The organism is Kitasatospora sp. NPDC002965, assembly GCF_040611255.1.
In the GTDB taxonomy this organism is placed as follows: Bacteria; Actinomycetota; Actinomycetes; order Streptomycetales; family Streptomycetaceae; genus Kitasatospora.
In genome coordinates, this window is record NZ_JBEXNT010000009.1 from 62673 (window position 1) to 83278 (window position 20606).

General features: G+C 72.8%; 16 protein-coding genes. 15 read left to right on the forward strand and 1 reads right to left on the reverse strand.

The features are described from left to right. Window positions 1-73 precede the first annotated feature (73 nt). The gene (locus ABZY91_RS06375) at window positions 74-2971 is read left to right on the forward strand and encodes a vitamin B12-dependent ribonucleotide reductase (RefSeq protein WP_355400204.1); all 2898 of its coding nucleotides are present in this window, start codon (window positions 74-76) and stop codon (window positions 2969-2971) included. A 221-nt stretch (window positions 2972-3192) separates the two neighbouring features. On the opposite strand, the gene ABZY91_RS06380 is transcribed toward ABZY91_RS06375, so the two are convergent. Beyond that, window positions 3193-3588, reverse strand: coding sequence for a helix-turn-helix domain-containing protein (locus tag ABZY91_RS06380; RefSeq protein WP_329949997.1), 396 nt, complete (start codon window positions 3586-3588; stop codon window positions 3193-3195). A 68-nt stretch (window positions 3589-3656) separates the two neighbouring features. Here ABZY91_RS06380 and ABZY91_RS06385 point away from each other — a divergent pair, with 68 nt between their 5' ends. The 14 genes from ABZY91_RS06385 to ABZY91_RS06450 all read left to right on the forward strand — a co-directional run bounded on the left by ABZY91_RS06385 (window position 3657) and on the right by ABZY91_RS06450 (window position 20576). Beyond that, entirely contained in the window at window positions 3657-4334 is a 678-nt protein-coding gene (locus tag ABZY91_RS06385) for a nitroreductase family protein (RefSeq protein WP_355400206.1), read from the forward strand. A gap of 197 nt (window positions 4335-4531) precedes the next feature. Next, window positions 4532-4768: an RNA polymerase subunit sigma-70 gene (locus ABZY91_RS06390; protein WP_329882585.1), complete on the forward strand. Its 237-nt coding sequence runs from the start codon at window positions 4532-4534 to the stop codon at window positions 4766-4768. A gap of 3 nt (window positions 4769-4771) precedes the next feature. Beyond that, the gene (locus ABZY91_RS06395; protein ID WP_355400209.1) at window positions 4772-5335 is read left to right on the forward strand and encodes a Clp protease N-terminal domain-containing protein; all 564 of its coding nucleotides are present in this window, start codon (window positions 4772-4774) and stop codon (window positions 5333-5335) included. Window positions 5336-5558: 223 nt separating this feature from the next. Then, complete coding sequence (locus ABZY91_RS06400) at window positions 5559-7286, forward strand: ATP-binding protein (protein ID WP_355400211.1); 1728 nt, start codon at window positions 5559-5561, stop codon at window positions 7284-7286. Continuing rightward, on the forward strand, window positions 7286-7741 hold the full coding sequence (locus ABZY91_RS06405; RefSeq protein WP_329882588.1) for a roadblock/LC7 domain-containing protein: 456 nt from the start codon (window positions 7286-7288) through the stop codon (window positions 7739-7741). Before ABZY91_RS06400 ends, ABZY91_RS06405 begins: the two co-directional genes overlap by 1 nt. After that, window positions 7738-8127, forward strand: a complete 390-nt coding sequence (locus ABZY91_RS06410; RefSeq protein WP_355400213.1) for a DUF742 domain-containing protein — start codon at window positions 7738-7740, stop codon at window positions 8125-8127. Before ABZY91_RS06405 ends, ABZY91_RS06410 begins: the two co-directional genes overlap by 4 nt. Next, the gene (locus tag ABZY91_RS06415; protein WP_355400215.1) at window positions 8108-8839 is read left to right on the forward strand and encodes an ATP/GTP-binding protein; all 732 of its coding nucleotides are present in this window, start codon (window positions 8108-8110) and stop codon (window positions 8837-8839) included. Before ABZY91_RS06410 ends, ABZY91_RS06415 begins: the two co-directional genes overlap by 20 nt. After that, window positions 8836-10083: a cytochrome P450 gene (locus tag ABZY91_RS06420; protein ID WP_355400217.1), complete on the forward strand. Its 1248-nt coding sequence runs from the start codon at window positions 8836-8838 to the stop codon at window positions 10081-10083. The genes ABZY91_RS06415 and ABZY91_RS06420 overlap by 4 nt, the downstream gene beginning before the upstream one ends. A gap of 47 nt (window positions 10084-10130) precedes the next feature. Then, window positions 10131-11360: a cytochrome P450 gene (locus ABZY91_RS06425; RefSeq protein WP_355400219.1), complete on the forward strand. Its 1230-nt coding sequence runs from the start codon at window positions 10131-10133 to the stop codon at window positions 11358-11360. A gap of 226 nt (window positions 11361-11586) precedes the next feature. Next, entirely contained in the window at window positions 11587-12975 is a 1389-nt protein-coding gene (locus ABZY91_RS06430; protein ID WP_355400221.1) for an ABC transporter substrate-binding protein, read from the forward strand. A 310-nt stretch (window positions 12976-13285) separates the two neighbouring features. Further along, on the forward strand, window positions 13286-14293 hold the full coding sequence (locus ABZY91_RS06435) for a sugar ABC transporter permease (RefSeq protein WP_329882594.1): 1008 nt from the start codon (window positions 13286-13288) through the stop codon (window positions 14291-14293). Next, entirely contained in the window at window positions 14290-15207 is a 918-nt protein-coding gene (locus ABZY91_RS06440) for a carbohydrate ABC transporter permease (protein WP_355400223.1), read from the forward strand. Before ABZY91_RS06435 ends, ABZY91_RS06440 begins: the two co-directional genes overlap by 4 nt. 118 nt (window positions 15208-15325) lie before the next feature. Beyond that, window positions 15326-18499, forward strand: a complete 3174-nt coding sequence (locus tag ABZY91_RS06445; protein WP_355400225.1) for an Ig-like domain-containing protein — start codon at window positions 15326-15328, stop codon at window positions 18497-18499. 337 nt (window positions 18500-18836) lie between these two features. Then, window positions 18837-20576, forward strand: a complete 1740-nt coding sequence (locus tag ABZY91_RS06450; RefSeq protein ID WP_355400227.1) for a DUF4173 domain-containing protein — start codon at window positions 18837-18839, stop codon at window positions 20574-20576. Window positions 20577-20606: the final 30 nt, after the last annotated feature.

Consider the following 20606-nt stretch of genomic DNA (forward strand, 5'->3'; position numbering starts at 1 on the left):
AACAGCGAACCGGTCGTGCCCGGATTTTTCGGTGCACTCCGGGCGTTTGCCCAACCAGGAGGAGGAGCGAGAAGTGACAGACACCACGAGCGGTTCCGCACGAGGGTCGAAGTCCGACAGGACCGGGGCCAAGGGTGCCGGCAAGGCGTCCAAGGGCGGCCTTCGGATCGAGCGCATCCACACCACTCCTGGCGTGCACCCCTACGACGAGGTCCGCTGGGAGCGGCGCGACGTCGTCATGACCAACTGGCGCGACGGCTCGATCAACTTCGAGCAGCGCGACGTGGAGTTCCCCGACTCCTGGTCGGTCAACGCCGTGAACATCGTCACGTCCAAGTACTTCCGCGGCGCCGTCGGAACCCCGCAGCGCGAGTGGAGCCTCAAGCAGATCATCGACCGCGTGGTGCTCACCTACCGCGCCGCCGGTGAGAAGAACGGCTACTTCGCCGGCCCGGACGACGCCGAGGTCTTCGAGCACGAGCTGACGTACGCCCTCCTCCACCAGGTGTTCAGCTTCAACTCGCCGGTCTGGTTCAACGTCGGCACCAAGCAGCCCCAGCAGGTCTCCGCCTGCTTCATCCTGGCCGTCGACGACTCCATGGAGTCGATCCTCGACTGGTACAAGGAAGAGGGCATGATCTTCAAGGGCGGCTCCGGCGCCGGCCTCAACCTCTCCCGGATCCGGTCGTCCAAGGAACTGCTCTCCTCCGGCGGCAACGCCTCCGGCCCGGTCTCCTTCATGCGCGGCGCCGACGCCTCCGCCGGCACCATCAAGTCCGGCGGCGCCACCCGCCGCGCGGCCAAGATGGTCGTCCTCGACGTCGACCACCCGGACGTCGAGGCCTTCATCGAGACCAAGGTCAAGGAGGAGGAGAAGATCCGCGCCCTCCGCGACGCGGGCTTCGACATGGACCTCGGCGGGGACGACATCACCTCCGTCCAGTACCAGAACGCCAACAACTCCGTCCGGGTCAACGACGAATTCATGACCGCCGTCGAGAACGGCACCGAATTCGGCCTGCGCGCCCGGATGACCGGCGAGGTCATCGAGACCGTCGACGCGAAGAAGCTCTTCCGCAAGATGGCCGAGGCCGCCTGGGCCTGCGCCGACCCCGGCATCCAGTACGACTCCACCATCAACAGCTGGCACACCTGCCCGGAGTCCGGCCGGATCAACGCGTCCAACCCCTGCTCCGAGTACATGCACCTGGACAACTCCAGCTGCAACCTCGCCTCGCTGAACCTGATGAAGTTCCTCCGCGACGACGACTCCTTCGACGCCGAGCGCTTCGCCAAGGTCGTCGAGCTGGTCATCACCGCGATGGACATCTCCATCTGCTTCGCCGACTTCCCCACCGAGAAGATCGGCGAGACCACCCGCGCCTTCCGCCAGCTCGGCATCGGCTACGCCAACCTCGGCGCCCTGTTGATGGCCACCGGCCACGCGTACGACAGCGAGGGCGGTCGCGCCCTGGCCGGCGCCATCACCTCCCTGATGACCGGCACCGCCTACCGCCGCGGCGCCGAACTCGCCGGCGTCGTCGGCCCGTACGACGGCTACGCCCGCAACGCGGCCCCGCACCAGCGGGTCATGAAGCAGCACGCGGACGCCTCGCTGGCCGCCGTCTCCCGCGACGTCCTCGACGCCCCCGTCTGGGCCGCCGCGAACGAGGCCTGGCAGGACGTCCTCCGGATCGGCGCGCAGAACGGCTTCCGCAACGCCCAGGCCTCGGTGCTCGCCCCGACCGGCACCATCGGCCTGATGATGGACTGCGACACCACCGGCGTGGAGCCCGACCTCGCGCTGGTCAAGTTCAAGAAGCTGGTCGGCGGCGGCTCGATGCAGATCGTCAACGGCACCGTCCCGCGCGCCCTCAAGCGCCTCGGCTACCAGGCCGAGCGGATCGAGGCGATCGTCGCCCACATCTCCGAGCACGGCAACGTGGTCGGCGCGCCCGGCCTGAAGACCGAGCACTACGAGGTCTTCGACTGCGCCATGGGCGAGCGCGTGATCTCGGCCATGGGCCACGTGCGGATGATGGCGGCGATCCAGCCGTGGATCTCCGGTGCCATCTCCAAGACGGTCAACATGCCGGAGGCCGCGACGGTCGAGGAGATCGAGGAGATCTACTTCGAGGCGTGGAAGCTGGGCGTCAAGGCGCTCGCCATCTACCGCGACAACTGCAAGGTCGGCCAGCCGCTCTCGGCCAAGACGAAGTCCGGGGACCAGGTCAAGGCCGACCAGGCCCCGGCCGCCGCCGCGGTGGAGAGGGTCGTCGAGTACCGCCCGGTCCGCAAGCGCCTGCCCAAGGGCCGCCCGGGCATCACCACCTCCTTCACGGTCGGTGGCGCCGAGGGCTACATGACCGCCAACTCGTACCCGGACGACGGCCTCGGCGAGGTCTTCCTGAAGATGTCCAAGCAGGGCTCGACCCTCGCGGGCATGATGGACGCCTTCTCCATCGCCGTCTCGGTCGGCCTCCAGTACGGCGTGCCGCTGGAGACCTACGTCTCGAAGTTCACCAACATGCGCTTCGAGCCGGCCGGCCTGACCGACGACCCGGACGTGCGGATGGCGCAGTCGATCGTCGACTACATCTTCCGTCGCCTGGCGCTCGACTTCCTGCCGTTCGAGACCCGCTCGGCGCTCGGCATCCACTCCGTCGAGGAGCGTCAGCGCCACCTGGACACGGGCTCCTACGAGCCGCTGGAGGCCGAGGAGGAGCTGGACACCGAGTCGCTCGCCCAGTCCGCTCCGGTGCCTCCGGCCCCGGTGGCAAAGCCGGTCGCCGCCGTCGCCCCGGCCGCCAAGGCGAGCCCGGCGCAGGCCCACAACTCGACCGAGCTGATCGAGATCCAGCTGGGCCTCAACGCCGACGCGCCGCTCTGCTTCTCCTGCGGTACCAAGATGCGCCGCGCCGGCAGCTGCTACCTCTGCGAGGGCTGCGGCTCCACCAGCGGCTGCAGCTGACACCGGGCGGGGTCGCGTCGGACGCACCATCCGGCGTGACCGAACCCGAAGCGTGATCCTGTGAGGGAGGGGCGCCGGCCCAGGGCCGGCGCCCCTCCCTCACGCGTGGTCGGTGTCCGTGAACCAGGCACCCGCCGGGCGTGGTTCGTCCGGTCGGAGCGGGGAGCCGGGGGGTGCCGACTCCCCGTCCCCACCGGGCGGGTGGCACGCACCGCACCTGCTCAGAGGGCCTTCCCGGCTGCCGGAGCGGCCCGGGCCCGGGCCTGCTCGATCTCGTTGATATGGGCCTCCGTCCACCGGCGGAGCGCGGTGATCGGCTCCGCGAGGCTGCGGCCGAGCTCCGTCAGGTCGTATTCGACCCGGGGCGGCACGGTGGGGTACACGGTGCGGGCGACGAACCCGTCGGCTTCGAGGACGCGCAGGGTCTGCGTGAGCATCTTCTGCGACACGCCCTCGATGCGCCGACTCAGTTCGGTGTACCGCAGGGTGCCTTCGAGGAGGGCGTCCACGACCAGAACGGTCCACTTGCCGGAGATGTGATCGAGGACCTGACGGGTCGGGCACTTCGCGGAGTAGACGTCGGCGGGCAGCCCGGACGACTCCACAGTGGTCTTCATGCGGGGAGAGTAACGCACTAAATAGTGCCCTCTTCCCGGCGGAGAGCGACTCTCCAATAGTGAGTGACATGACGAGTCCCACGATGTCCGTCGCGGAAGCGATCCGCACCCGCCGCACCGTCCGCCACTACCGGCCCGACCCGATCCCGGAGGCGGCGCTCGACGCGCTTCTCGATCTCGCCGTCGAGGCCCCCACCAGCTGGAACCTGCAGGACCGGTCGATCGTCGCGGTGTCCGGGGGCGAGGGCCGCGCCGGACTGGCCCGGGCCACGGGGGGCCAGCCCCAGCCGCAAGAGGCTCCGGTCGTCCTGGTCTTCGTCGCCGAGCCCCAGTCCTGGCGCGAGGACCACGGCGACGTCTACGAGCAGGCGCGGCGCAGCGGAGCGTGGAGCGAGGAGTTCGCCGCGATGTTCTCCGCCGCGGCCCGGGTGTTCCAGGAGGATCTCGACCGGCGGGGGCTGCTCCGGGAGTACGCGGTCAAGGACGCCATGATCGCGGCGTCCTTCGTGATGCTCGCCGCCACGGAGCTGGGCCTGGCGACGTCGCCCATGAACGGCTGGGACGAGGCGAAGGTGAAGAAGGTGATCGGGATCGACGACCGTGATGACCTGGCCATCGCCCTGTTGGTGTCGGTCGGCTATCCGGCGGAGGAGCGGCGCCATCCGGGCCGGCGTGCCCGGGAGCGCACCGTCTTCCGCGAGGCGTACGGGGCCGACGGGGCGGGGAGCGCCGAACGCCGGAAGTAGGCCCCGCGCCGGGATCAGGCCCTGCACCGGGATCAGGCCCCGCGCCTGGAGCAGGCCCCGCGCCGGAGTGCTCGGGCGCCTCGCGGGTGAGGTCAGCGCTGAAGGCGGGGCGAGGACGTCGTGTCCTCGCCCCGCCTCTTCGGTTCTCTTTGTCAACCAGGGTTGACGCCGGGCGAGTGTCAACCTAGGTTGACATCATGAGCGAGAGCGGAGAGCTCGCCGCTGCGGCGAGCAGCAGGGATCCGGCCGTGGGGTTGCGGGCGGTCCGTGCCCTGCGGGAGCTGGCGGACCGGCTGGAGGGCCTCCAGGTGGGGAACGCGCGCGAGCGGGGGTGGTCCTGGCAGGAGATCGCGGTGTGTCTGGGGGTGACCAGGCAAGCGGTGCACAAGAAGTACGCGAAGCGCGGGACGGTCGACGTGAAGGACGGGGATTGAGCCATGTTCGAACGATTCACCGAAGGGGCCCGGCGGGTGGTCGGCCGGGCGGGGCAGGAGTCCGCGGAGCTCCGGCACGGCCACGTCGGCACGGAGCACTTGCTGCTGGCGGTCCTGACCGAGCCGGAGGACCCCGCGGCGCGCGTGCTGATCGAGGCCGGGCTGGATCACGAGGAGGCGCGGCGAGCCGTCCGACGGCTCCTGGGGGAGGGGGACGACGCGCAGGCGCTGGCCTCGATCGGGGTGGACCTGGACGCCGTCCGGGAGGCGGTGGAGTCGGTGTTCGGGGCGGGCGCCCTGGACGCGCCGCCGGAGGACGGGTCGCGCCGGCGCGGGTGGTTCCGGTCGGACGGTCGGGCGGGGCGCAGGCCGTTCGGCGCGCGGGCGCGGAAGGCGATCGAGCTGTCGTTGCGCGAGTCGCTGCGGCTGAAGTCCGGTCACATCGCGGTGGGGCACCTGCTGCTCGGGGTGGTGCGGGAGGGCGAGGGGCTCGGGGCCCGGGTGATCGCCGCCCACGGGCTCGATCCGGTGGCCGTGCGGCGGGCGGTCGAAGTGGGGTTGGAGTGAGCGCGGAGTGACGGTGCGGTGAGCCAGGTGGACGGCTCGGGTGTGGCGCGGTGTACGGAGCGTTCGTGGACGAGACGGACCGTCAACTTGTCGGTTGAGCACATCGTCTGAATGGATATGATCGGCCGACTGCGTGTACCGAATCACCCGCCCGGAGACGTTTCGCGACGTCGGCCGGGCGGTCGCGCATTCGCCCCTCCCCGCTGCCGAGGACACCGCACCGATGACAGATCGCACCAGCCCCGACGGTGGTCCGCGCCGACGACCCGCCGCGCGTACCAAGGCCCTGATGGCGGCCGCCGCCCTGCTGGCGGCGGTGGCCGGACCGGTGGGGGTGCTGCGGGCGATGGACGCCGGGCAGCCGCAGACCGCCGCCGCCGTGTGCGCGGTCGCCGCACTGTGGCTGATCGCGGTCTGGCAGGCGGGAACCGCCACCGAGCGGGCCCGCCGACTGGGCGAGGAACTGGCCGGGCACGACGACGCGGCCACGGCGGCGCTCGTGGTCGCCGATGCGGCCAGGCAGGCCAGGACGGCCGCCCTGCAGCTGGCAGCGCTCCGGGAGACCGAGCGGGACGAGGCCCTCGCCGAGCAGGCGCGCGCCGAGGCGGACGCCGCCACCGCCCGGGAGGAACTCGCCCTCGCGCGGGCCGAGGCCGAGACGGAGCGGGCCGAGCGGGCGGCCCTGGACCGGCTGGCCGACGAGGTGCTCCCCGAGGTGGCGAAGCGGCTGCGGACCGGCACGTCCGTGGACGGCGCACTGGCCGCGCACCGCGACCACCCCCAGTACCCGTTGCTGCGCGCCGTCGCGGAGGAGATCGGCCGGGGCGAGCGGCTGCGGGCCGCCGCCCTGGCGGTCTGCGCGACCGCCGCCGGCCGGGTCCAGGCACTGGCCACGAGCATGCACGCGGAGCTGCGCGAGATGCAGCACCGGCACGACGAGGAGGTCCTCGGCGACCTGCTCCGGCTGGACCACTCCACCGCGCAGGCCGGCCGGATGGCGGACGGCATCGCGGTGCTCACCGGCGCCCGTTCGGGCCGCCGCTGGGCGAAGCCGATCGCGGTGGAGTCGGTGCTGCGCGGCGCGCTCGGCCGGATCGGCGCCTACCAGCGGGTCCGGCTGCACAACGCGAGCACGGCCGCCGTGGCCGGGTTCGCCGCCGAGGGCGTGATGCACGCGCTGGCCGAGCTGATGGACAACGCCACCACCTTCTCCGCCCCGCCGGCCGAGGTGCACGTCTACGTCGAGGAGGTCCCGGCCGGTCTGGCGATCACCGTCGAGGACAGCGGCCTGGGGCTCGGCGACAGCTGGCTGCGCCGGGCCGAGCGGGCCGTCTCGGCCGAGCCGCTCGACCTCGCCACGCTGTCCGCGGGGACCAGGATCGGCCTCGCGGTCGTCGGTGTGCTGGCCCGCAAGTACGGGTTGCAGATCTCCTTCCGGCCCTCGGCGCGCGGCGGTACCGGGGTGGTGATGCTGATCCCGCAGCAGCTCGTCACGCACGCCGCGCCGGAGCCCGCCCCGGCGCCCGTCGCATCCGAGCAGATCGTGCCGGCCGGCCCGCGCCCCGCGCTCACCCCCGCGCTCACCGCTCCCGCACTGGCCGCTCCGGCACTGGCCGCTCCCGCTCCCGTTACCCAGACCCCGTCGGCCCGGGTGGCGGACCGGACTCCGGACCGGGCGCAGGCCCCGGAGTCGCGGTCGGTGCACGTCCCGGCGCCGGTCACCGACAGCGGCCTTCCGCAGCGCCGCCGCGGTCAGACGCTGACCTCGGCCGCCCCGCCGGCCGAGCCCGCCGAGCGGCCCGCCCGCACCGGCACGGCGACCGCCGCCGCCCGGTTCGGCGCGTTCCGCCGGGCCGCCCAGCAGGCCGCGGGCACCGACGTGCCGACCACGGACCCGACCCCGGACCCGACCACGTCCGACGCTTCCCCCGTCACCGAGAAGGACTCCTGATGAGCAGCGCCACCGACCGCGACCTCGACTGGCTGTTGGAAAACCTGCTGACCGCCACTCCCGGCACCCGGCACGCCCTGGTGCTCTCCGCCGACGGCCTCAAGCTCTGCCACACCTCCGGGCTGAACGCCGACCGGGCCGACCAGCTGGCCGCCATCGCCTCCGGGCTGCAGAGCCTGGCGCACGGCGCGTCCATCGAGTTCGGCGACGGCAGCGGCGGCGTGCGGCAGTCGATGACCGAGTTCCACGGCGGCATCCTCTGCATCGTGGCCGCCGGTGAGGGCGCTCACCTGGCGGTGGTCACCGACGAGGACGCGGACGTGGGCGTGGTCGGCCACAACATGCACGGCCTGATCGAGCAGATCGGCGCCCACCTCAGCGCCCCGGCCCGGGACGACGCCCGGCCGGACGGCGGGTCGGGGGACGTCGTGACCGGTGAGGGTGCCCGGGCATGAGCGAGCGCGGGGGGAGCACCGACGGGCGGCCGGTCCTGCCGGGCCGGGACGACGAACCGGACCGCCTGTACACCATCACCCGCGGTCGCAGCCGGGCCCCGGAGAACGCCTTCGACCTGGTCACCCTGATCGTCGCCGAGCGAGAGCCGGCGCCGGGCATGCAGTCGGAGCACGCGCGCATCCTGCGGATGTGCGGGGCGCCGACCGCCGTGGTGGAGGTCGCGGCCGAGCTGGCCCTCCCGGTCTCGGTGGTGAAGATCCTGCTCGGCGACCTGCTGGAGGCCGGGTCGATCACCGCCCGACACCCCCGGTTCGCGCCGAACAAGGCCCAGCTGCCCGATCTCGACACGCTGAAGCAGGTGTTGCATGGACTCCAACGGCTCTGAAGCCCCGGACACCGCCACCACCCCGGACGGTGCCCCGTCCCCGTCCCCGTCCCCGTCCCCGGAGCCGGCCACCGACACCCGGCCGGCCCACCGGACGCCGCTGCGCCGCACCGCCGACAACGCGTTCAAGATCGTCGTGGTGGGTGGCTTCGGCGTGGGCAAGACCACGCTGGTCGGCTCGGTCAGCGAGATCCGCCCGCTGAACACCGAGGAGACCATGACCAAGGCGGGCGAGGGGATCGACGACCCCTCGGGCGCCTGGGGCAAGCGGTCCACCACGGTCGCGTTCGACTTCGGCCGGATCACGCTCTCCGCCAGCCAGGTGCTGTACCTGTTCGGCGCGCCGGGCCAGGAGCGGTTCTGGTTCCTCTGGGACCGGCTGTTCAGCGGCGCCCTCGGCGCGGTCGTCCTGGTGGACACCCGGCGGCTGGCCGACTCCTGGTACGCCATCGACCGGCTGGAGCACCACGGCACGCCGTTCATCGTCGCCCGCAACAACTTCGGCGAGCCGACCCACACCCTGGAGCAGGTCCGGGAGGCGCTCGACCTGCCGCCCGAGGTGCCGCTGGTGGACTGCGACGCCCGCGACCGGGAGTCCGGCAAGCGGGTGCTGATCGAGCTGGTCCGCCACCTGGCCGCCCGGGCCGAGGCCGAGGCGGCGGGCACCCTCGTCGCCGCCACCGCCACCGTCTATGAGGAGAGCACCCCGTGACCGAGCCCGCCGTCACCCCGCCGCCGGGCTGCCCCGCGCACGCCGGCGCCGCCACGCCGCTGTACGGGCCGCGCTTCCAGACCGACCCGGCCCAGCTCTACCGTGAGCTGCGGGCCGCGCACGGCCCGGTCGCCCCGGTCGAGCTGGCCGGCGGCGTTCCGGCCTGGTTGGTGATCGGGTACCGCGAACTGCAGTTGGTGACCGGTCAGCCGCAGCTGTTCGGCCGGGACTCGACCCGCTGGACCGGCTGGGCGAGCGTTCCGGCGGACTGGCCGCTCAAGCCGATGATGGCCCCGGTGCCGTCGATCCTGTACGCCGAGGGCGAGGAGCACGTCCGCCGCTCCCGCGCGGTCACGGACGCGCTGGCCGCCGTCGACCCGTACGAGCTGCGCAAGCACTGCGAGGAGCTCGCCGACCGGCTGATCGACGGGTTCGCCGGGCGCGGCGAGGCCGATCTGGTCGCCGAGTACGCGCACCGGCTGCCGCTGCTGGTGCTCTGCCGGGTGCTCGGGCTGAGCGAGGAGCAGGCGCCCGTCCTGATCGAGGGGGTGCTGGCCATGCTGGACGGAGGCCCGGACGCGCCGGCCGGCGCGCAGCGGCTGCTCGCCACCATGCTCGACCTGGTGGAGGAGAAGGCCGGGCACCCGGGCGACGACGTCGCCTCGCGGATGCTGGCGCACCCGGCGGGCCTGGACCACGAGGAGGTCATGCGGGACCTGCGGGTGCTGTTGATCGCCGGCCACCAGCCCACCTCGTACTGGATCTCCAACGCGATGCGGCTGATGCTGACCGACGAGCGGTTCGCCGCCTCCCTCTCCGGCGGCCGGCGCAGCATCAGCCAGGCGCTGAACGAGGCGCTCTGGGAGGACAGTCCGACGCAGATCTTCGCCGGGCGCTGGGCGACCCGGGACACCCGGCTCGGCGGGCAGCGGATCGCCGCCGGGGACATGCTGCTGCTGGGCTTCGCGGGGGCCAACGCGGACCCGTCGGTGCGGCAGGCCGACGGCCGTCCGGCCGAGGGCAACCGGGCGTACCTGAGCTACTCGTACGGCGAGCACGGCTGCCCGTTCCCGGCGCAGGAGGCGGCGGAGGTGATCGCGACGACGGCGGTCGAGGTCCTGTTGGACCGGCTGCCGGACCTGCGGTTGGCGGTGGCCGAGCACGCGCTGGTGTGGCGCCCGTCGGCGTGGGTGCGGGGGCTGGTGGCCCTCCCGGTGTCGTACACCCCGGGGTACGCGGGCTGAGGCCCGCCGTCGTGAGCAGGACCAGGACCGAAGGAGAGTTGTCACCGATGACCGCAGCCCCCGCCCCGATCGTCCCCGCCCCGATCGTCCTCGATCCGCTGGCGCGCGACAACGCCGCCGAGGGCGCGTTGCTGCGGGCCGCCGGCCCGGCGGTTCCGGTGGTGCTGCCCGGTGGCGTCGCCGCCTGGGCGGTCACCCGGCACGCGGCCGCCCGTGACCTGCTGACCGACGCCCGGCTGGTCAAGGACGCCCGGCACTGGGCGGCTCTCCAGCGCGGCGAGGTGCCGAAGACCTGGCCGCTGATCGGTCTGGCCGTGCCCGGTCCGAGCATGGTGACCACCGACGGTGCCGAGCACCGGCGGCTGCGTGTGCTGGTGGCGCAGGCGTTCACGCCGCGTCGGGTGGAGCTGATGCGCCCGCAGGTCGAGGAGATCACCCGGGGCCTGCTGGACACGCTGGCGGCGGGGGACCCCGTGGTGGACCTCAAGTCGGCGTTCGCCTTCCCGCTCCCGATGACGGTGATCTGCTCGCTGCTGGGTGTGCCCGAGTCCGACCACGCCCACCTGCGGGACCTGTACGAGCGGTTCTTCGGCGCCCGGCCCGACCCGGGGGGCATCCAGGCGACCGTCGCGAGCCTCAACGCCTTCGTCAACGACCTGGTGGCGCAGCGTCGTTCGGCGCCCGGCGACGACCTGGCCAGCGCGCTTCTGCTGGCGGACACCGAGGGCGGGGCGCTGACCGACGCGGAGGCGGCGGCCACCCTGCGGGTGATCATCGCGGCCGGCCACGAGACCACGGTCAACCTCATCGGCAACGCGGTCCGGGCGCTGCTGGCGCACCCGGACCAGCTGGAGCTGGTGCGGGCGGGGCAGGTCGGGTGGGACGCGGTGGTGGAGGAGTCGCTCCGCTGGACGCCGCCGACCAGCAACTTCCTGTTCCGTTTCGCCGCCGAGGACGTTCCGGTGGGCGACGCGGTGATCCCCCAGGGGGACCCGGTGCTGATCTCGTACAACGCGATCGGCCGGGACCCGCTCCAGCACGGGGTGACGGCGGAGCTGTTCGACGTCACCCGGGACCCGATCCGGCACCTGTCCTTCGGCCACGGCCCGCACGTGTGCCCGGGTTCGCCGCTGGCCCGGCTGGAGGCGGGGATCGCGCTTCCGGCGCTGTTCGAGCGGTTCCCGGGGCTGGCGCCGGCGGTGCCGGACGAGGAGCTGCGGCCCAGCGGCTCGCTGGTGGTGAACGCGCTCAAGGAGCTTCCGGTCAGGCTTTTCTGACGCGTCGTCGGGTGCGGGGCGGCCGGGCGCGCGGACGGCGTGGCAGGGTCACAACTGGGGCACGTGGTGGTGAAGACGGTACGCGCACCTTGGCGGCACGTGGCGGCTGCGTTAACGTCATCAGATCGGCCGTCCGCCGCGTCCATGCCGAAACCGATCTCCGGTACAGCGCAATGTCGTTCTGTCGTTTTGCCGAGCGTTTCACGCCCTGGCGAGGAGGACCGCATTGACCCCCACCCCGACCGTGCCGTCCACGCGTGCCCGCCGCCGTCTGCTCGCCCTGCCGGCGCTGCTGGCCGCGGTGGCGCTGACCGCGGCCTGTTCCAACAGCTCCGGTGGTTCGGACGGCGATGCCGACGGCGGGGGCAAGACCCTGTCCGGTGACTGTGCCAAGTACCAGCCGTACGCCGGACACTCGGGCAAGACCGTGACGGTCTTCGCGTCGATCCTCAGCCCCGAGTCGGACAACCTGGAGAAGTCCTGGGCGGAGTTCGGCTCCTGTACCGGCATCCGGATCAGCTACGAGGGCACCAACGACTTCGAGTCGCAGCTGCCCGTCCGGGTGAGCGGCGGCAACGCCCCGGACTTCGCGATCATCCCGCAGCCCGGTCTGCTGGCGCAGATGGTCAAGAGCGGCAAGGTGGCCAAGCCGCCGCAGCAGACCGTGGAGAACCAGGCGAAGTGGAGCCCGGTCTGGAAGACCTACGGCTCGGTCAACGGCACCTTCTACGCCGCGCCGATGAGCGCCAACATGAAGTCCCTGGTCTGGTACTCGCCGAAGTCGTTCAAACAGGCCGGCTACGAGGTTCCGAAGACCTGGGCCGACCTGATGGCGCTCAGCGACCGGATCGCCAAGGCCGGCGGCGGCAAGCCGTGGTGCGGCGGCATCGGCTCCGGGACGGCGACCGGCTGGCCCGCCACGGACTGGCTGGAGGAGGTGGTGCTCGGCTCGTACGGCGGCGAGGTGTACGACCAGTGGGTCAACCACCAGGTGAAGTTCTCCGACCCGAAGATCGCCGCGGCCATGAAGACCGTCGCCGACTGGATGCAGAACCCGGCCTGGGTCAACGGTGGGTACGGTGACGTGAAGTCGATCGCGACCACCACCTTCCAGGACGCGGGCGCGCCGATCCTGACCGGCAAGTGCTTCCTGCTCCAGCAGGCCTCGTTCTACAAGGCGCAGTGGCCCAAGGAGGCGACGATCGGTCCGGACGGTGACATCTTCGCCTTCCGGCTGCCGGCGGTGAACCCCTCGGTGCCCAACCCGGTCGAGGGCGGCGGGGAGTTCCTCACCGCGTTCGCGAGCCGGCCCGAGGTGCAGGCGGTGCAGAACTACCTGTCCAGCGCGGAGTGGGCGAGCAGCCGGGTGAGGACGGCCACCGGCTGGGTCTCCGCCAACCAGGGCGTGGACAAGGGCCTGTACACCGACCCGATCGACCGGCTCTCCGCCGACGCGCTGACCGACCCGGCGGCGACCTTCCGCTTCGACGGCTCGGACCTGATGCCGGCCGCGGTCGGCGCCGGGCAGGAGTGGAAGTCGCTCACCGCCTGGTTCGCCGAGGGCCAGTCGATCCAGAAGACCGCCGCCGACATCGACGCCGCCTGGCCGCAGTAGCCGCCGCCCGGGCCGCGGTGCCGCCGTCCGGCGGCGGGCCGCGGTCCGGGCGCTGTCGGAGGACCGCCCGTCGAGGGCGGTGCGGGGCCACCCACCCGCACCGCCCGTCCTCCGCCGGCCGGCCGGCCGCACGCAGCGCCGTGCCCTCGCCGGCCCGCCCTCCCGTCCTCCGCCCTCCCGTCCTCCGCCCTCCCGTCCTCCGGTCCTCCGGTCTCCGGTTCTCGGGTCGCCGACCCTCCCGCCTCCCGGACTTCCGTCCCGGCCCGTCGTTTCCTCCCTTTCGCCGACCGCAAGGAAAGGACGCCCAGCCATGTCCCTCCCCGCCTCCGCACTCGCCGACGGCGCCTGGGGCGACGCGGTGGTCAAGTTCGGCAACGGCTTCGGCGCGATCGCCGGCTTCCTCGGCATCCTGTTGCTGGTCTTCCTGGTCGCCGGCCGCGCCTCCGGCCGTCTCGCCCGCCCGCTGGCGGTCGCCGTCTTCCTCGGTCCGGCGGTGGTGCTGCTGCTGGTGGGCCTGGTCGCGCCACTGGTCCGCACCGTCTGGCTGAGCCTCCACAACGACGACAGCAGCCGGTTCGTCGGTGGCGAGAACTTCGGCTGGGCGTTCACCACGGACTCGCTGCACGAGGTGCTGGTGAACACGCTGCTCTGGCTGGTGATCGCACCGCTGGCGGCCACCGGGCTCGGTCTGGTGCTGGCGCTGCTGGTGGACCGGATGCGCGGCCAGGCGGTGTACAAGTCGCTGATCTTCATGCCGATGGCGATCTCCCTGGTCGGCGCGTCGATCATCTTCAAGTTCGTCTACGAGTCCCGGGACGCCTCGCAGCGGCAGATCGGCCTGTTGAGCCAGGTCGCCGTCGCGCTGGGCTGGGAGCACCCGCCGAACTGGATGCTCGCCCAGCCGCTCAACACCTTCCTGCTGATGGCGGTGATGGTCTGGGTGCAGACGGGCTTCGCGATGGTGGTGCTGTCGGCGGCGATCAAGGCGATCCCGGACGAGGTCACCGAAGCGGCCCGGCTGGACGGCGCGGGCGGGATGCGGCTGTTCTGGTACGTCACGGTGCCGATGATCCGCACGACGGTGGTGGTGGTGCTCACCACCGTGATGATCACCACGCTCAAGGCCTTCGACATCGTCCGCACCATGACCGGCGGCAACTTCGGCACCCAGGTGCTGGCCAACGAGATGTACTCGCAGTCCTTCGTGCAGTTCAACACCGGGCGGGGCAGCGCGCTCGCGGTGGTCCTCTTCCTCGCGGTGCTCCCCCTGGTGGCCTACAACATCGTCCAGCTGCGGAAGGAGCGTGGGGTGCGATGAGCGCACGGCGTGACGGCGGTCCCGTCCGGAAGGCCTTCTCCACCCCGGCGGCCTCGGTGTTCGTGATCGTGGTGACGGTGCTCTGGACCGTTCCCACGCTGGGCCTGCTGGCCACCTCGCTGCGGCCCAAGAAGGACGTCACCGCCGACGGCTGGTGGAACGTCTTCGTCCACCCGGACCTCGGCCTGGACAACTACCACACGGTGCTGTTCGAGGGCGGCTCCGGCGTCTCGACCGGTCTGATGCCGTTCCTGGTGAACTCGCTGGCGATCAGCGTCCCGGCCACCCTGTTCCCGCTGGCGCTGGCGGCGATGGCCGCGTACGCGCTGGCCTGGGTGCGGTTCCGGGGCAGCGACACGGTGTTCTTCGTGGTCTTCGCGCTCCAGGTGGTGCCGCTCCAGATGGCGCTGATCCCGCTGCTCCAACTGTTCTCCGGGGGCGCCCACCTGGGCTCGGTGACGCTGGTCCCGGCGCTGGACCTCGGCGGCACGTACGTGCCGGTCTGGCTGGCGCACACGATGTTCGCGCTGCCGCTGGCGATCTTCCTGCTGCACAACTTCATCGCCCAGCTGCCGCGCGACCTGATGGAGGCGGCGGTGGTGGACGGCGCCTCGCACTTCAAGATCTTCCGCTCGATCGTGCTGCCGCTCTGCACCCCGGCGCTGGCCTCGTTCGCGATCTTCCAGTTCCTCTGGGTCTGGAACGACCTGCTGGTCGCGCTGACCTTCGCCGGCGGTACGCCCGACGTGGCGCCGATGACGGTCCGGCTGGCGCAGTTGTCCGGATCGTTCGGGGGGCGCTGGGAGCTGCTGACCGCCGGGGCGTTCCTGTCCATCGTGATCCCGCTGGCGGTGTTCTTCGCCCTCCAGCGGTACTTCGTCCGCGGCCTGCTGGCCGGATCGGTCAAGGGATAGCCGGATCGCCCCCGGAGACGTTTCGATTCACGCCGAACGTGTCGGTCTCGTGGACACGGTCGGCACGGAACCGGTACACCGTTAAAGGCAGTTGGCCGAGGTGACGCAGGGGGCGGTCATGGCAGACGCAGGCATACGTTCGGGCCGGCGGTGGCGGCCGTGGGGGCGGAGGGCCGGGGGGCTGCCGGCGGCCCTGGCCGTGGCGGCGGCGCTGGTCTCCGGACCGGGGGCCGCACCGGCCGCGGCCGATCCCGCGGCGGCCGTGACGCTCACGCTCGGCACCACCGAGGCCGGTACGGCCACGGACTCCGCGGACTCCGGCTACCTCAACGCCTCGCGTTACGTGACCGGTTCGGCCGGTGGCACGGTCACCGGCCTGTCGGTGTTCGTGGACGCGGTGGACGCGGCGCCCAACAACCGCTACCAGGTGGCGATCTACCGGGACAACGGCGGCAGCCCGGGCAGCCTGCTGGTGAGCAGCGCCACCGGGACCCTCACGGCCCACGGCTGGAACACCGTCCCGCTGACGGCGACCCTGGCCGCCAACACGCCGTACTGGCTGGCCTACAACACCAACGGGACCAACGCGGCGGTCAACAACCTCCGGTACGTCCCCGGCGGCACCAGCGTGTACGGCAACGGCGGCCAGCCGTTCGGCAGCTGGCCGTCCGACGTCGGCCCGGTCACCTCCAGCGGCCTGAGCTTCTCGATCCACGCGACCTACACCGCCGACCCGGAACCGCCGACCACACCGCCGGGCCCGGGTCCGGGCGGGGAGGGCCCGATCCTGCTGGTCACCAGCCAGGCCAACCCGTACACCCGGTACCTGGCCGAGATCCTCAAGGCGGAGGGCCTCAACGCCTACCACCAGGTGGACATCTCCGCCGTCACCGGCCAGCTCCTCGCCGCCACCGACGTGGTGCTGCTCGGCGAGATGCCGCTCACCGCCGCGCAGGCGGACCTGTTCACCACCTGGACCGGCGGCGGCGGGCGGCTGGTCGCCATGCGCCCGGACCGGCAGCTCGCGCCGTTGTTCGGCCTCACCCCGGTCGCCGGAACCCGCTCCGACGCCTACCTGAAGGTGAACACCGGCGCCTCGCCCGGCACCGGGATCACCGGCGACACCATGGGCTACCACGGCGCCGCCGACCTCTACACCCTGAGCGGCGCCACCGCCGTCGCCACCCTCTACAGCGACGCCGCCACCGCCACGGCCAACCCGGCGGTCACCCTGCACACCGCCGGCAGCGGCCGGGCCGCCGCGTTCAGCTACGACCTGGCCAGGTCGGTGGTGCAGACCCGCCAGGGCAACGTCGCCTGGGCCGGGCGGCAGCGCGACGGAGTCGACGGCTACGAGGCCAGCGAGATGTTCTTCGGCACCGACGGCGGGCCCGACTGGAACGACCTGGACAAGGCGTTGATCCCGATCGCCGACGAGCAGCAGCGGCTGCTCGCCAACCTGCTCACCCGGCTGCAGTCCACGGCCAAACCGCTGCCCCGGTTCTGGTACTTCCCGCGGGACGTCAAGGCCGTCGTGGTGATGACCGGCGACGACCACGGGGTCGGCGGCACGGCCGGCCGCTGGGACGGCTACCTCGCGCAGAGCCCGCCGGGCTGCTCGGTGGCCAACTGGGAGTGCATCCGCGGCTCCTCGTACATCTACACCGACGACCCGCTCACCCCGGCCCGGGCCAAGGCCTACAGCGACCAGGGCTTCGAGGTCGGCGTGCACGTCACCACCGACTGCCGGCCCTGGGGCTCCGCCGCCGCCCTGCAGGGCTTCTACCGGGACCAGTTGGCCGGGTGGCGGGCCAAGTACCCGACACTGCCGTCCCCTTCGAGCAGCCGCACGCACTGCGTCGAGTGGGACGACTGGGCCACCCAGGCGAAGACCAAGCTGGCCAACGGGATCCGGCTGGACACCGACTACTACTTCTACCCGTCCGCCTTCACCAAGGACCGGCCCGGCTACTTCAACGGCACCGCGCAGATCATGCGGTTCGCCGACACCGACGGCAGCGTGATCGACGAGTACCAGGCCACCACCCAGCTCACCGACGAGTCCGGCCAGTCCTACCCGGGCACCGTCACCACGCTGCTCGACGCCGCCTACGGCGCCAAGGGCTACTACGCGGCGCTGACCGCCAACATCCACACCGACTTCGCCGCCTCCACCGCCTCCGACACGATCGTCGCCGCCGCCAAGGCGCGCGGTGTCCCGGTGGTCTCCGGCCGGCAGATGCTCACCTGGCTGGACGGCCGCAACGGTTCGGCCTTCTCCCGGCTGGCCTGGAACGGGAGCGCGCTCACCTTCGACATCACCGGAGGAGCCACCGGGCTGCGGGCGATGCTGCCGGTCGACGCCGCCGCCGGGACGCTGACCGGCCTCAGCTCGGGCGGCCGGAGCCTCCCGTACCGGATCGAGACGGTCAAGGGCGTGCCGTACGCGTTCTTCGACGGCGCGGTGGGCTCGTACACCGCGACCTACGGTCGCGACACCACCCCGCCCGCGGTCACCGGCACCGCGCCGGCCGGCGGGGCCACCGGCGTGGCGCCCGGGGCGGCGGTCCGGTTCTCGTTCGGCGAGCCGCTGGACCCGGCGAGCGTGACCGCCTCCACCGCGACCCTGCGCACCACCGCGGGCGGCGCCGCCGTGGCGGGCACGGTGGCCTACGACGCGGCGGCCAACGGCGTCGTCCTCACCCCTGGTGCCCCGCTCGCCCTCACCACCGGGTACACCGCGACCGTCCAGGGCGTGCGGGACAGCTCGGGCAACGTCCTGGCCGCTCCGTACGCCTTCTCGTTCACCACCGGGGGAGCGGAGCCGCGGACGATCGGCAACACCGCGGTGGGCTCGCTGATCGACGACACCGACTCCAACCACCTGAACGGCAACAGGGTGACGACCGGCGTCGCCCCGGTGGCGCTGACCTCGATGAGCGTGCACGTCGGACCGGTCAGCCCGGCGCCCAACAACCGCTTCCAGCTGGCCGTCTACACGGACGTGGGCGGTTCGCCGGGCACCCTGGTCGCCGCGACCGGGAGCGGCACGCTCACCGCCGACGCGTGGAACTCGCTGGCGGTGGACATCACGCTGAGCGCGGGCACGTCCTACTGGTTCGTCTACAACAGCAACGGGACGGGCGCCACGGTGAACAACATGAACTACTCGACCGGCGCCGGCGGGCAGGGCGCCTACAGCAACACGGTCGTGCCGTTCGGGACGTGGCCGGTGAACTTCGGGCCGGCGGTGAAGGACGCCTTCCAGTACTCGCTCTACGGGACGTACTGAGGAGATCCGCCGAGGGGGCGCCGAAGGGACGCGCTGAGGGGACGCGCTGAGGGGACGCGCTGAGGGGACGCGTTGAAGGGCGCCGAGGGGCGTGCGCGGAGGGGCTCCGCGAAGTCGGACCCGGCTCTGTCACAGGCGTGCGACAGAGCCGGGTCCGGTGTTTTTGAACTTGTTCAGAATGGTCTACAGTCGGCTTCGGCCGCGGCTCCTGACGCCTTCACCGGCGTGGTTCCGCGTGCCCGTCGGCGCCGCACGCCCCGTGCTGCCGCGTCGCTCGGCGGACCGCCCCGAGGGCGGCTTCCGCGTGCCCGCCCGCCCGATCACTGAGGGGGAACCCATGTCCGGACCCACCACGCCCGCCCCGGACGGAGCACCGTCCGGGGCGGGCTCAGGACCCGCAGCCGGCGCCGGCCCCGAGGCAGTCCCGGGCGCCGGTACGGGCGGCCGTACCGGCGCGGACGTGCTCCCGGGCGCGGTCGGCGCGGCCCCGCGCGCCGCCGGTGCGTGGGGTGCGGGCCCGGTCGCCGCGGCCGCGTACGGCCCCTACCCGGCGCCCGGCGTGCCGGTGCCGCAGCCGTTCCAGTGGCTGCGGCTCAGCGACCCCGAGCGGAAGTCGCCGGCCACCGGGCGGGCCCTGCTCGCGGCGCTGCTGACCGGCCTGCTGGCGTCCTGGTCGCTGATCGACGGGCTCGGCGTCAACCTGCTCCTCTGCGCCGCGCTCGCCACCGCGGGTGCCGGGCTCGCCGCCCGCGAGGCAGGGCGGCGGGTGCGCGGCTGGACCGTCCTGTGGAGTGCCCTCGCGGTCGCCCTGCTCGCCGTCCCGGCGCTGTACGAGGCCGGCTGGCCGGTCCTGCTGTCCACCGTCTGGGCCCTGGGCCTGGCCTCGCTCGCGCTGCACGGGGGGCGCCGCTGGGCCGGTGTCCTGCTCGCGCTGCCCGGCGTGCTGTGGAACCTCGTGCCCGGCCTGCGCTGGGCCCGGAGCGGGCTGCGAGGCGGCAGGGTGCCCGGCCGGAGCCGGGTGGTGCCGGTGGTCAAGGGAGTGCTGGCGGCCGCCGTCCTGCTGGCCGTCTTCGGCGCGCTCTTCGCCGGCGCCGACGCGGCCATGGCGGACATGTTCGAGAGCCTCACCCCCAGCGTGGACCTCGGCGAACTCCCGGTCCGCTTCGTGCTCTTCACGATCGGCCTGGTGACCGCGCTGGGCTTCGCCCACATCGCGGCGGGCCCGCGGCGCTGGGACCGCACGCCGGTCCCGCCGGGCCGGGCCCGCGGCCGGCTGGAGTGGGCCCTGCCGCTGGGCGCGCTCAACCTGATGTTCGGCGCCTTCGCGGTGGTCCAGGCCGTGGTGGTGCTCGGCGGCCGGGACTCGATCATGGAGAACACCGGGATGAGCCGCTCCGAGTACGCCCGCCAGGGCTTCTGGCAGCTGCTGGTGGTCACCGTGCTCACCCTGGTCGTGGTCGCCCTCGCCAAGCGCTGGGCGCCGCGCGGCACCGAGGCCGACCGTAGGCTGGCGCGGCTGCTGCTCGGCACGCTCTGCCTGCTCACCCTGACCGTGGTGGCCTCCGCGCTCGGACGGATGTGGTTCTACGTGGACGCCTCCGGGCTGACCGCGCTCCGGCTCTGGGTGCTGGTGGTCGAGGTCTGGCTGGGCGTCGTCTTCCTGCTGCTCATCGCGGCCGGCCTGACCCGCTCGACGGCCTGGCTGCCGCGCGCCGCCGTGCTCAGTGCGGCGACGGCCGCCGCGCTGTACGGGCTGATGGGGCCGGACGCGGTCGTCGCGGAGCAGAACGTGGCCCGCTTCGAGCGGACAGGGCAGATCGATCTGCGCAACGTCCGGAGCCTCTCGCTCGACGCGGTTCCGGCCCTGGACCGGCTGCCGGGCGACCACCGGACCTGCGCGCTGGACGTCCTCGCGGCCGGGCTCGCGGACGACACGCCCTGGTACGCCACCAGCCTGGCCGAGTCCCGGGCCCGGCGGATCCTCGCCGCCCGTCCGCCGGTGGAGCGTTCGGCCGAGGACGACGGGGCGTGTGCGCGGCTGGGACTGTACGGCGGCGACTACCGCGGCGAGCGCTGAGCCCCGGGCTCGGCGCGGGGCGTTCGGCGG